Genomic DNA, 12695 nt, shown 5'->3' with positions numbered 1-12695 from the left:
ACGCACGCGTGCCCGCCTCGATCCGCGACGCGACGCCGGACGACGTACCGGCGATCACCGCCATCTACGCCGCGGAAGTGCTCGGACACGTCAATAGCTACGAATACGAGCCCCCCGACACCGTCGAGATGGCCCGGCGCATGCACGCACTGCTGGACACCGGGTATCCGTACCTGGTCGCGGAGGACGGCGGCGGCATCGCCGGCTATGCCTACGCCAGCAGCTATCGCGCGCGCATCGGCTACCGCTTCACCGTCGAGAATTCGGTCTACGTCGCCGCCGACCGCCAGGGCCGCGGTATCGGCGCGGCCCTGCTGGAACGGCTGATCGCCGAGTGCGGGACGCGCGGCTACCGGCAGATGGTCGCCGTGATCGGCGAACCCACCAATACCGCCTCGATCCGGCTGCACGAGAAGCACGGTTTCCACCACGTCGGCACCTTCCACGGCATCGCCTGGAAGCACGGACGCTGGCTGGACACCGTGCAGATGCAGCGCGGGCTTGGCCCAGGCAACCACGAGCCTCCGCATGAACGATGACATCCCCACCGCGCCGGCTTCGCCGGGCGCGGCTTCCGACCCGTTGCACGGCCAACCCGTCCGCGTGGTCGAGCGTGACGGCGTGCGCTACACGTTGCTCGGCACCGCGCACATCTCGCAGGCCAGCATCGACGCGGTGCGCGCGGCGATCGACAGCGGCGCCTACGACGCGGTGGCCGTGGAGCTCGACCCGGGCCGCCTGCAGTCGCTCAGCGATCCCGACGCGCTGGCCCGCCTGGACATCGTCAAGGTGCTGCGCGAGGGCAAGACCCACCTGTTCGCCGCGAACCTGGCGCTGGCCGCGTACCAGCGCCGGCTGGCCGAGCAGTTGGGGGTGGAGCCCGGTGCGGAACTGAAGGCGGCCGTGCAGGAGGCGCGCGCGCGCGACCTGCCGGTGCACCTGATCGACCGCGAGGTCGGGCTGACTTTCCGCCGCGCCATGCAGCGGCTGGGCTGGTGGGGACGCGCCAAGACCGGCGCCGGGATCCTGCTGGCGATGGTCGGCGACGAGGAGATCGCCGAGGACGACATCGAGAAGCTCAAGGGCGGCGACGTCCTGGAGTCCAGCTTCGGCGAGTTCGCCGCGCACAGCCCGGCGCTGTACGAGAGCGTGATCGCCGAACGCGACCGCTACATGGCGGCGAACCTGCGCGAGGCCGGCGAAGGCGCGCGCGAGGTGCTCGCCGTCGTTGGCGCCGGCCACCTGCCCGGGCTGGAGCGGCACCTGGGCGAGGACACCACCGCACCCGCGGCCGTCCGGACCGAGCTGGAGGCGGTCGAGGTCCGCAAGAGCTTCCCGTGGTTCACCCTCGCCCTGGCGGTCTTCGTGGTCGGCGGCTTCGCCTGGGGATTCTGGCAGGGCGGGCTGGACGTGGGCTCCGACCTGGTCGTGCAGTGGGTGCTGGCGACCGGCCTGCTCGGCGCGCTGGGCTGCGCCATCGCCGGCGGCCATCCGCTGAGCATCATCGCGGCCTTCATCGCCTCCCCGCTCACGCCCCTGCACCCGGCCCTGGCCTCGGGCACGATCAGCGCGCTGGTCGAAGCGACCCTTCGCAAACCGACCTACGCCGACTTCATGGCGCTGCGCGATGACGTGCAGACGGTGAAGGGCTGGTGGCGCAACGGGGTCGCGCGGGTCCTGCTGAACTTCTTCCTGACCAGTCTGGGCACCGCCATCGGCGTGTGGACCGGCGGCCTGCGCATGCTGGGCCGGCTGGTCGGCTGACCCGGCACACGCCGCCCCCGTCCGTCGGCCAGCGACGGACGGGTGTCCCCGCTACTCCGCGTGGATCGCCGCGACCGCGGCCGCGCGCGTGCCGGCCTCCTGTGCACCGCGCGCGCGCCGGACCAGCCGCTTCACCCCGTTGCTGAGGTCGTCGAGGATCGCGTAGATCGTGGGCAGGAACAGCAGGCTGACCACGGTGGAGAACGCCAGGCCACCGGCGATGGCGCGGGCCATCGGCGCGTAGGCCGGGCCGTCGCCCGCCATCTTCGTTTCCGCCAGGGCGATCGGGATCATCGCCAGGATCGCCGTGCCCATGGTCATCAGGATCGGGCGCAGGCGCTCGCGGCTGCCCTCGACCAGCGCGTCGGTGCGCGACATCCCGCGGCGGCGCAGGTTGTTGATGTGCTCCACCATGACGATGCCGTTGTTCACCACCACGCCCATCAGTACCAGGATGCCGATGAAGGACATGATCCCGAACGTGGTGCCGGTGAGGGCGAACAGCCAGAACACGCCGAACACCGAGAACAGCACGCCGCTCATGATCGCCGCCGGGAACAGCAGCGACTCGAACACCGCCGCCATCACGATGTAGATCATCACCAGCGCGATCAGCAGGTTGAACATCATCTGCGCACTGGCCTCGTCCTCCTCCTGGAACGCGCCGCCGTCGAAGGAATAGCTGTAGCCGGGCGGGAACACCATGCCCTTGAGCGTCTCCTCCATCGCCTTGCGCGCGTCCGGCACGGTGACCTTGTCGGCCAGGTTGGCCTGCACCGACAGCGTCGTCTGGCGGTTGGTGCGCTGGATCTGGGTGGCCGACGGCTTCACCGTCACGTCCACCAGGCTCAGCAGCGGCACCATGCGCCCGTCGGGCGAGCGGACCATGAAGCCTTCGAGGTCCTCGGTGCCGTAGTCCTCGGCGCCGGCGAAGCGCACCCACACCGGCACCTCGGTCTCGCCACGGCGGAACTCCCGCAGCGGCGCCCCGCGCAGGGCCAGGCCGACGAAGCTGGCGACCTGGTCGGCGCTGAAGCCGAATGCGGCCGCGCGCTCGCGGTCCACCCTCACGTTGAGCTCGCTGTTCTGGTCGCCGATGTCCACGCGCACGTCGCGCAGCTCCGGCCGCCGCGCCAGGATCGGCACCAGCTCGTTGGCGATCTCGCCCAGGGTCTGGGTCGAGTCGCCCACCAGCTGGAACGACACGTTCTGGCCCGGCTGCCCGCCGCCGCCCTGCCCGCCCTGGTTGCCGATGCCGATGTTGGCGCGGGCGGACTTGGGCAGGTCCTTGCGCAGCGCCTCGACCAGGGTCTTGGTCTCGCCCGGGTTGTCGGTGTCGAACTTGACCATCGTGCCGCCCCAGCCCTGCTCGCTGAAGAACGAGTAGATCTGGGTGATGCGGAACTTGTCGCGGTTGCCCTCCAGGAACTGCTCGATGCGCAGCACCTCGCTGGACATCTGCTCCTTGGTGTACGAGCCCTTCCACTGGTAGTAGATCTGGGCCTCGCCGCCCTCGTCGCCGCCGAACATGTCGAACTTGGTGAACTTGATCGGCACGAGGCTGACCAGGATCACCAGCAGGATGCCCAGCACGCTCCAGCCGCGGTGGTCCAGCGTCCAGCGCAGCAACCCGGCGTACCGCTTCTGCATCCGCGGGATGAAGCCGTTGGTGTTGTGCACCAGCGGCGGGGTCTTCAGCCGCGCCGAGATCATCGGGATCATGCTGACCGCCACCAGCCACGAGGCCAGCAGCGACACCGAGATCGTGATCGCGATCTGGCCCAGGTAGATGCTCAGGAAGTTGCGTTCGCCGAACAGGTTGGGCACGAACACGATGCAGTGGCACAAGGTGCCGGCCGAGAGCGCGATGGCCACGTGGCGGGTACCGACGATCGACGCGGCGACCGGGTCGTTCGGGTACTTCTCCCGCTCCTGGTAGATGCTCTCGACCACCACCACCGCGTTGTCGACCAGCATGCCGATGGCCAGCAGCAGGCCCATCATGGTCAGGATGTTGAGGGTCACGCCCGCGAAGTACATGAAGCCCAGGGTCATCACGAAGCAGATCGGGATGGCCAGGGTCACCATCGCCACCGACGGCCAATGGCGCAGGAAGAACCACAGCACCACGATCGACAGCACCAGGCCGATCAGGCCGGCTTCGGCCAGCTCCAGCAGCGAGGAGGTGACGTTCTTGCCCTGGTTGTCGATGATCTTGATCTGCACGTCGCGCAGGGAGGGCTGCGCGCGGATCGCCTCGACCTCGGCCAGCGCCTTGCTCGACACGTCGACCAGGTTGGCGTTGCGCTCCTTGAAGATGTCCAGGCCCACGGCCGGCTTGCCGTCCAGGCGCCGGCCGTAGTCCATCCGCGCCGGCTTCAGGCGCACGTCGGCGATGTCGCCCAGGCGCACGTTGTTGCCGCCCACGACCATGTCCCGCAGCTGCTGCAGGTCGGTCAGCTCGCCGACCGGCTGCACGCGCAGGCGCTGCGGGCCGTCGCTGATCACGCCGGCGGAGATCGAGAAGTTGGCCGCCTGCAGGCGCGTGGTCAGGTCGTTGAGGCTGAGGTCGTGCGCGGTCAGCCGGTCCTGGTTGATCGCGATCTCGACCTCGTTCGGAGGCGCGCCCGACACCTCGACCCGGGCCACGCCGGGGATCCGCTCGATCCGGCGCTTGAACTCGCGCTCGATCATGTCGTACGCGCCGGTGAGGTCGGTGGCGCTGGCCAGGCGCACCCGCAGCACCGGTTCGTCGGTGGTGGAGAACTTGAAGACGAAGTAGCGCTGCAGGTCGTCGGGCAGGTCGTCGCGGATCGCGTCCAGCCGCTCGCGGGCCTCGGACGCGGCGATCGCCACGTCACGGTCCCAGTCGGAGAACTGGATGAAGACCCGCGCGCCCTCGGCGTTGGCCTGGGCCTCCATCCGCTTGATGCCCGGCATCGTCGACAGCGCCTCCTCGGCCGGGCGCAGGACGGTGCGCTCGACCTCCTCCGGCGTCGATCCGGTGTACGGCAGCTGGACGAAGATGAAGGGGGGCGAGACCTCCGGGAACGCCTCCAGCGGCAGGCGGAACGCGGCGATCAGGCCGATCACGAACAGCGACACGAAGAACATCACCGTCGTGACCGGTCGCCGGATACTGAACTCCGCGACGCTCATGCGGGCGAGCCCTCGCCTTCGACCGCGGCATGGCCGACCTGGCCCTGCGCGCGGCGGCCGCGCTCGCGGTAGTACTCGTCGGCCCGGCGGTCGAGCAGGTCGTACACCACCGGGATCACCACCAGGGTCAGCAGCGTGGACACCAGCAGGCCGCCGATCACGGTCACCGCCATGGGCGAGCGCACCTCCGCGCCCGGGCTGCCGAACAGCGGCGCGATGGCCAGCGGCAGGAAGCCGAACACCGTGCACAGCGTGGTCATCGCGATCGGGCGCAGGCGCGAACGGGCGCCCTCGACCAGCGCCGTGCGCTTGTCCACGCCGGCCTCGCGCAACTGGTTGACCTTGTCGATCAGGATGATCGCGTTCTTGGTGACCAGGCCGACCAGCAGGATCAGGCCGATGAACACCACCACCGACACCGGCGAGCCGGTCAGGAACAGCGCGCCGACCGCGCCGACCATCGCCAGCGGGATGGTGAACAGGATGACGAACGGATGCAACAGCGACTCGAACTGCGAGGCCATCACCAGGTAGACCAGGAACACGGCCAGGCCGAAGGCGAACAGCAGCGAGTTCAGCGACTGCGACAGCTCCTCGCCCTGGCCGCCGATGTGCATGCCCACGCCCGCGCCGAGCGGATCGTCGGCGACCATGCGCTGGACCTCGTCCATCGCCGTGCCCAGGTCGATGTCGCGCAGGTTGGCCGAGACGATCGCCACGCGCACCTGGTCGGCGCGGTGGACCTCGCTGGGCCCGGTGGTGGCGACCACGTCGGCCACCGCCGCCAGGGTCACCGGGCGGGTGCTGCCGGGGTTCACGATCAGCCGGCGGATGCTGTCCACCGAAGCGCGGTCGTGCTCCTGCGCCCGCACCAGCACGTCGATCTTGCGGTCGCGGAAGCTGTAGCGCGTGGCCACTTCGCCGCGCACCTTCTTGACCACCACGTCGGCGATCTGGCGCGTGGTCAGGCCGAGCGCGGCGGCGCGCTCCTGGTCGAAGCGGATCTGGATCTCGGGGAACCCCTGCTCCACCGTCGACTTGACGTCGGCGTAGTGCGGATTGGCGCGCAGCATCGCCGCCAGCTTCTGCCCGGCATGCTCGATGCTGGCCAGGTCCTGGCCGCGCAGCTCGACCTCGAGCGGGGTGGACGAGCTCAGCAGCTGCGGGCGGCTGAAATCGACCTGGGCGCCCGGTCGGCCTTCCATCGTGGCGCGCAGCGCCTCGGTGGTGTCGGCCTCGACCTGGGCGCTGCCGCCGTTGGCCATGACCACGGTGAGCTTGCCGATGTTCTCGCCGCTCTCGGTCGGGCTGGCATCCAGCCGCGTCCCGCTGCCACTCACGCCGTACAGGGCCTGCACCCCCGGCGCGCCGGCGTGCTTGACCTGCAGGTCGCGCACCAGCGAGTCGGTCTGTGCCAGCGGGGTGCCCGGCGGCAGCTTCACGGTCATCTCGAAGCGATCCTGCGCCAGCTGCGGGATCAGGTCGGCGCCCAGCTGCGGGACCACCAGCAGCGACGCCACGAACACCGCGGCGGCCAGGCCGAGCACGCGACCGGGGCGATCCAGCGCGGCCGGCAGCAACCGCATGTACCCGGCCTCGGCGCGATGGTAGGGCGACATCGCCACGTCGCTGGCCTTGCGCATGACCGGGCCGACGACCGCGACCACGCCGCGCCACGCACGGACCACCAGCCAGGCCACGCCGAAGAACGCGCCGCGGACCAGCGCGCCGATCCCGCGCCCGGTCGCGGCGACCGGCTTCTGCCAGCGCGAATCCGGCCGCCACTGCGGATGCGCGCCTTCCTCGGGGAACGCCATCGGCGGCCGTCCCTTCAGCGAGCTCAGCATCGGGATCAGGGTCATCGACACCACCAGCGAGATTGCGATGGCGATGGCCACGGTCAGCGCCTGGTCCCGGAACAGCTGGCCGGCGATGCCCTGCACGAACACCAGCGGCAGGAACACCGCGATGGTGGTCAGGGTGGAGGCCACGACCGCCATGCTGACCTCGCGGGTGCCGACGATCGCCGCCTCCAGCACGCCGAGGCCGCGCTCGCGCGCCTTGGCGATGCTTTCCAGCACCACGATCGAGTCGTCGACCACCAGGCCGGTCGCCAGCGCCAGGCCGCCGAGCGACATCACGTTCAGGCTCAGGTCCAGCTGGTCCATGAAGAAGAACGTGGTGATGATCGACACCGGCAGCGACAGGCTGATCACGAACGTGCTCCAGCCGTCGCGCAGGAACAGGAAGATGATCAGGATCGCCAGCACGCCGCCGATCACCGCATCCTTCTTGACGTCGGCGATGGCGTGCTCGATGAACAGCGACTGGTCGTCGATGACGGTCAGCTCCACGTCCGGCGGCACCTGCTTCTTCAGCTGCTCCAGGCGCTCCTTCAGCGCCTTGGCGGTGGCGACGGTATTCGCGTCGCCTTCCTTGTAGATCGCCAGCTCGACCGCTTCCTTGCCGGCCAGGCGGATGATCGCCTCGCGCTCCTTGAAGCCCTGGCGCACGTCGGCCACGTCCTTCAGCCGCACCGGCATGCCGCCGGCGACGGCGCCACCGCCGCCGCCACCGGAAGCGCTCTGCACCGAGGCCGCCGCGGCCAGCACGCTGGCATCCCCCGAAGCGGCGGCGATCGCCGCCATCTGCTGCGCCGCCGAAGCCGCGGCGTTGTCGCCGCCGCTCTGGGTGGTGACCAGCATCTCGCGGATCTCGTCCACGGTGGCGAACTGGTTGACCGTGCGCACCAGGTAGCGCTGCGAGCCTTCCTCCAGGCGTCCGCCGGAGATGTTGATGTTCTCCTGCTGCAGGCGCTGGATGACCGTGTCGATCGGCAGGTTGAGCTGGGCGAGCTTCTGCTGGTCGATGTCGACCTGGATCTCGTCCTCCAGGCCGCCGCCGACCTTGACCGCGGCCACGCCGGACACCGGCTCGAGCTTCTTCTTCAGGTCCTCGTCGGCATAGCGGCGCAGCTCGGTGAGCACGCGCACGCTCTCTGCGTCGCTGGTGGTGTCCTGCTTGCCGGACAGGGCCACGCGCAGGATCGGCTCGGTCGAGGGATTGAAGCGCAGCAGCACCGGGGCCTTGGCCTCCAGCGGCAGGAACTGCGCGAGCAGCTCCATCTTGTCGCGGACTTCCAGGCTGGCCTGGTCCATGTCCGTGCCCCAGGCGAACTCGAGCACGACGTCGCTCTGGCCGGTGCGGGACACCGAAGTGAGCTTGCGCAGGTTCTTGACCACGCCGATGGTTTCTTCCACCGGTTCGGTGATCAGGGTCTCGATCTCCAGCGGCGCCGCGCCGGTGTACTCGGTGCGGACCGTCAGCGTGGGATAGCTCAGGTCCGGCAGCAGGTTGACCTTGAGGCTGCCCAGCGAGATCAGGCCGAACAGTACCATCGTCACCGTGATCATCGCGATGGTCACGCGACGACGGGTGGAGAACTCGACCAGTCCGCTTCCCAGCCTGCCACCGCCCGCCGCGCCGTGCGGCCCGTGGTCGGCGGCGCTCACTGCTTGCTACCGGCGTTCTTGGCGGCGGCGGTCTCGGCCACGGCCTTGGCCGGGGCCTCGGCGCCGATCACCTGCACGGCGCTGCCTTCGCGCAGCGCGACCTTGCCGGCGGTCACGATCTGGTCCCCGGGCTTGACGCCTTCGCGCACCTCGATCCACTCGCCGTCGACGTAGCCGACCTTGACCGGCACGCGCGCCGCCTTGCTCTCGCGGATCACGAAGACCGCCGGCTCGCCGTCGTCCAGCAGCGCCACCCGCGGCACCACCAGGGCGTTCGGGCGCTGGTCGTAGTCGATGCGGATGCGGCCGAACATGCCCGGCTGCAGCGCGTCGCCGCCGGTGAAGGCGCTGATCACCCGGAACGTGCCGCTGCCGGCGTCCACCACCGGGGCGACGCGGTCGACCACGCCCTCGAAGGTACGGCCCGGCAGCGCATCGACCTGCATCAGCACCGGCTGGCCGGCCTTCATCGTGGCCAGCTCGCGCTCGGGCACGTTGAGCGTCGCTTCCAGGCGCGAGTCGTCGACGATGCGGAAGATCGGCGTGTTGATCTGGACGAAGTTGCCCGGCTTGATCGAGCGCGAGGCCACCACGCCGGAGATCGGCGCGGTCACCGTGGTGTAGGACAGCTCCAGCGTCGCCATGTTGTACTGGGCGCGCGCGTTCTCCAGGTCGTAGCGCATCTGGTCCACTTCACCGGCGCTGATCAGCTGCTGGGCGACCAGCTGCTGGGCGCGGCGGTAGTTGTTCTCCAGCTTGCGCAGCTGCGCCTCGGCCTGGGCCACGGCCAGGCGCGCGCGGTCCGGATCCAGCCGCACCAGCGGCTGGCCGGCCTTGACCTGCTGCCCTTCCTGGACCAGCACCGCCAGGGCGACGCCGGAGGTCTTGGCCACGACCTGCGATTCGGCCAGCGGCTCCAGCGCCGCGGTGCCGGTGTAGCTGGCCGCGATCGGCCGGTTGGCGGCCTTGACCACTTCGACCGGGATCGCCTCGACCTCCGGCTCCTTGGCCTGGGCCTCGCCCGGGCCACCCTCCCCGCCCTTCTTGCAGGCGGTCAGCGCGGTGGCGAGAACAAAAGCGACCGCAGCGGCGCGCAGTCCGTGGCGCCGGGTGGGGGTATGGCGAGTGGCCATGGCGATATCCATAGGGTTCGGTGGTGGAGGGTGTGATCAGGTGTTGTATGCAAGTAGATCACCTGAACAGTTGGCCGCCATGCGCCGAAGGTCATGGGTCCCGTCATGGCGGCGTGTTGGACCGGGCGAAGAGGCGGCAGGTTCCGGTCGCGTGAATGCTGAGGCTATACTGCGGCGGCTTCGTGACCGGCCCCCGGGCCGCCACGACGGCCCTCTCCGCGACCGACCCCGGACCACCGAATGATGCGCCCGCTGCCGCTAGCCGCCTGCCTTGCCCTGGTCTCCGCACTGCCCTTCACCACCGCCGCCCAGGATGCCGCGCAGCCGCCGGCCGAGCCTGCAGCCCCCGCACCCGCCGCTGCCGAAGCCGCCCCGGCACCCGGTCCGGCCGCCCTGACCGGCAACCCGGAAGCGGGCCGCCAGCTGGCCTACACCTGCCAGGGCTGCCACGGCATCACCGGTTACAAGAACGCATATCCCAGCTTCAAGGTGCCGCTGATCGGCGGCCAGTCGGCCGAGTACCTGGCCCAGGCGCTGCACGAGTACCAGCAGGGCAAGCGCAAGCACCCGACCATGCAGGCCCAGGCGCAGAGCTTCTCCGACCAGGACATCGCCGACATCGCCGCCTTCCTGTCCACCCTCAAGTAAGCAGCCGCCACCCATCATGACGACAGCCGTGACCGCCCCGCGTCTCGCCATCGCCCTGCTCGCCGCCCTGGCCCTGGCGGCCTGCTCCGGACAGGAAAGTTCCCACGCCGCCGCCGAAGGCGAAGCCCACGCCGCGCAGAGCTCCTCGGCCGGCCTGCCCGATGGCCGTATCGCCGCCGGCGAGCAGCTGGCCAGCGCCAAGGGCAAGGCCACCGGGCAGAGCTGCATCGACTGCCACGGCCCGGACGGCAACGCGCCGATCGACGCCACCTACCCCAAGCTGGGCGGCCAGTACGCCGACTACATCGCCCATGCCCTGCAGCAGTACCGCGCCGGCGAACGCCAGCACTCGCTGATGACGCCGCAGGCCACCGGCCTGAGCGACCAGGACATCGCCGACCTGGCCGCGTTCTTCGCCTCGCGCCCGACCCAGCTGCGCGACCTGCACGGCGTGCACTGAGCATCCGCGCCATCCCGGTTGCCTGACGAAGGCCCGCGCGAGCGGGCCTTCGTCGTTTCCGGCCCCCCCGTTCACCGGCAACCGGCCCCGCCAGCCGGCACAATGCCGCGATGTCCACCGCCCCCGCTTCCGCACCCGCCAAGCCGCGCCGCGAACGCGCCACGCCCAGCCTGCGCGAGCGCTTCGACGCGATGCGCAACCTGCCGCCGTTCCTGCGCCAGATCTGGCAGACCAGCCCCGGCCTGACCCTGGCCAGCCTCGGCCTGCGCCTGCTGCGGGCGCTGATGCCGGTGGTCACGCTGTACATCGGCAAGCTGATCATCGACGAGGCGATCCGGGTGGTCGGGCTGGGCCTGCAGTTCGACGGATTGGGCGATGCGCTGCGCGGCGGCCAGCTGGACCACCTGCTGTGGCTGCTCGGCCTGGAGCTGGCGCTGGCGGTCGGCTCGGACCTGCTCGGCCGGCTGGTCAGCTACGCCGACGGCCTGCTCTCGGAGCTGTTCACCAACGCCAGCAGCGTGCGCCTGATGGAGCACGCGGCGACCCTGGACCTGGAGGACTTCGAGGACCCGGACCTGCAGGACAAGCTCGACCGCGCCCGCCGGCTGACCATGAGCCGGATGAACCTGATGAGCCAGCTGTTCGGCCAGGTCCAGGATGCGGTCACCGTGGTCGCCTTCGCCATCGGCCTGCTGGTCTACGCGCCCTGGCTGATCCTGCTGCTGGCGGTGGCGCTGGTGCCGGCCTTCATCGGCGAGGCGCACTTCAACGCCCTGGGCTATTCGCTCAACTACCAGTGGACCCCCGAGCGGCGCCAGCTCGAGTACCTGCGCCAGACCGGCGCCAGCGTGGAGACGGCCAAGGAGGTGAAGATCTTCAACCTCCACCGCTTCCTGATCGACCGCTACCGCACCCTCGCCGACCGGTTCTACGTCGCCAACCGCGCGCTGGCCCGCCGCCGCGCGCTGTGGGGCACGCTGCTGGCCGCGCTGGGCACGCTGGGCTACTACGTGGCCTACGCCTACATCGCCTGGCGCACGGTGCGCGGCGATTTCAGCATCGGCGACCTGACCTTCCTGGCGGGGAGCTTCCGCCGCCTGCGCCAGCTGCTGGAAGGCCTGCTGGTGGGGTTCTCGCAGGTGGCCGGCCAGGCGCTGTACCTCGACGACCTGTACTCGTTTTTCGAAATCCAGGCCGAGATCGCCTCGCGGCCGGATGCGGCACCGGTGCCGCGGCCGATCGCCCGCGGCTTCGCCTTCGAGAATGTCGGCTTCCGCTACCCGGGCGCGGACGCATGGGCGCTGCGCGGGGTGGAGTTCGAGCTGCGCGCCGGCGAGGTGCTGGCGCTGGTGGGCGAGAACGGCGCCGGCAAGACCACCCTGGTCAAGCTGCTGGCCCGCCTGTACGACCCCGACGAGGGCCGGATCCTGCTCGATGGCCGCGACCTGCGCGACTACCAGCTCGACGACCTGCGCGCCAACATCGGGGTGATCTTCCAGGACTTCGTCCGCTACCACCTCAGCGCCGGCGAGAACATCGGCGTGGGGCGGATCGAGGCGATGGACGACGGCCCGCGCATCCGCGAGGCGGCGCGCCGGGCGATGGCCGACGAGGTGATCGAGGCGCTGCCGCTGGGGTACGACCAGGTCGTCGGCCGGCGCTTCAAGAACGGGGTGGACCTGTCCGGCGGGCAGTGGCAGAAGATCGCGATCGCCCGCGCCTACATGCGCGACGCGCAGGTGATGATCCTCGACGAGCCGACCGCCGCGCTCGACGCGCGCAGCGAGTTCGAGGTGTTCCAGCGCTTCAAGGAACTCTCGCACCGGCGCACCGCGGTGCTGATCTCGCACCGCTTCTCCAGCGTGCGCATGGCCGACCGGATCCTGGTGCTGGCCGGCGGACGGGTCGAGGCCAGCGGTACCCACGCCGAGCTCATGGCGCAGGGCGGCCGGTACGCGGAGTTGTTCGAGCTGCAGGCCGCCGGCTATCGTTGACGGCCCTTTCGCCGCCCACGGACCC

Annotated in this window: 8 protein-coding genes; 5 read left to right on the top strand and 3 right to left on the bottom strand. The window is 70.2% G+C overall.

Features of this window, described 5'->3' with window-relative positions; genetic code table 11:
* The first annotated feature begins 8 nt into the window (after positions 1-8).
* Together ACA089_RS03490 and ACA089_RS03485 are read left to right on the top strand one after the other, a co-directional pair.
* Positions 9-539 (top strand): GNAT family N-acetyltransferase, encoded by a 531-nt coding sequence (locus ACA089_RS03490; protein WP_372013402.1) that lies wholly within the window; start codon positions 9-11, stop codon positions 537-539.
* Entirely contained in the window at positions 529-1764 is a 1236-nt protein-coding gene (locus ACA089_RS03485) for a TraB/GumN family protein (RefSeq protein ID WP_372013401.1), read from the top strand. The genes ACA089_RS03490 and ACA089_RS03485 overlap by 11 nt, the downstream gene beginning before the upstream one ends.
* Positions 1765-1815: 51 nt before the next feature.
* On the opposite strand, the gene ACA089_RS03480 is transcribed toward ACA089_RS03485, so the two are convergent.
* From ACA089_RS03480 to ACA089_RS03470, 3 genes are read right to left on the bottom strand one after another with little or no spacing between them, the layout of a single operon-like run.
* The gene (locus ACA089_RS03480; RefSeq protein ID WP_372013399.1) at positions 1816-4923 is read right to left on the bottom strand and encodes an efflux RND transporter permease subunit; all 3108 of its coding nucleotides are present in this window, start codon (positions 4921-4923) and stop codon (positions 1816-1818) included.
* Entirely contained in the window at positions 4920-8435 is a 3516-nt protein-coding gene (locus ACA089_RS03475; RefSeq protein ID WP_372013397.1) for an efflux RND transporter permease subunit, read from the bottom strand. Before ACA089_RS03475 ends, ACA089_RS03480 begins: the two co-directional genes overlap by 4 nt.
* Positions 8432-9568, bottom strand: coding sequence for an efflux RND transporter periplasmic adaptor subunit (locus ACA089_RS03470; protein ID WP_372013395.1), 1137 nt, complete (start codon positions 9566-9568; stop codon positions 8432-8434). Before ACA089_RS03470 ends, ACA089_RS03475 begins: the two co-directional genes overlap by 4 nt.
* Before the next feature lie 243 nt (positions 9569-9811).
* Here ACA089_RS03470 and ACA089_RS03465 point away from each other — a divergent pair, with 243 nt between their 5' ends.
* The 3 genes from ACA089_RS03465 to ACA089_RS03455 all read left to right on the top strand — a co-directional run bounded on the left by ACA089_RS03465 (position 9812) and on the right by ACA089_RS03455 (position 12670).
* Positions 9812-10216 carry a c-type cytochrome gene (locus ACA089_RS03465; protein ID WP_372017635.1) on the top strand — a complete coding sequence of 135 codons (405 nt, stop codon included), beginning with the start codon at positions 9812-9814 and terminating at the stop codon, positions 10214-10216.
* Between the two features lie 16 nt (positions 10217-10232).
* Positions 10233-10676 (top strand): c-type cytochrome, encoded by a 444-nt coding sequence (locus tag ACA089_RS03460; protein ID WP_372013393.1) that lies wholly within the window; start codon positions 10233-10235, stop codon positions 10674-10676.
* Positions 10677-10786: 110 nt separating this feature from the next.
* Positions 10787-12670, top strand: a complete 1884-nt coding sequence (locus tag ACA089_RS03455; RefSeq protein WP_372013391.1) for an ABC transporter ATP-binding protein — start codon at positions 10787-10789, stop codon at positions 12668-12670.
* The last annotated feature ends 25 nt before the right edge of the window (positions 12671-12695 follow it).

Source organism: Pseudoxanthomonas fibrivorans (assembly GCF_041464125.1).
Classification (GTDB): Bacteria; Pseudomonadota; Gammaproteobacteria; order Xanthomonadales; family Xanthomonadaceae; genus Pseudoxanthomonas.
This window is presented reverse-complemented; position numbering and strand designations above follow the sequence as displayed.

Excerpts from the sequence above, each read along its gene's own strand:
- ACA089_RS03460 (WP_372013393.1), top strand. The coding sequence starts at position 10,233 with ATGACGACAGCCGTGACCGCCCCGCGTCTCGCCATCGCCCTGCTCGCC.
- ACA089_RS03480 (WP_372013399.1), bottom strand. The coding sequence starts at position 4,923 with ATGAGCGTCGCGGAGTTCAGTATCCGGCGACCGGTCACGACGGTGATG.
- ACA089_RS03455 (WP_372013391.1), top strand. The coding sequence starts at position 10,787 with ATGTCCACCGCCCCCGCTTCCGCACCCGCCAAGCCGCGCCGCGAACGC.
- ACA089_RS03470 (WP_372013395.1), bottom strand. The coding sequence starts at position 9,568 with ATGGCCACTCGCCATACCCCCACCCGGCGCCACGGACTGCGCGCCGCT.
- ACA089_RS03485 (WP_372013401.1), top strand. The coding sequence starts at position 529 with ATGAACGATGACATCCCCACCGCGCCGGCTTCGCCGGGCGCGGCTTCC.
- ACA089_RS03465 (WP_372017635.1), top strand. The coding sequence starts at position 9,812 with ATGCGCCCGCTGCCGCTAGCCGCCTGCCTTGCCCTGGTCTCCGCACTG.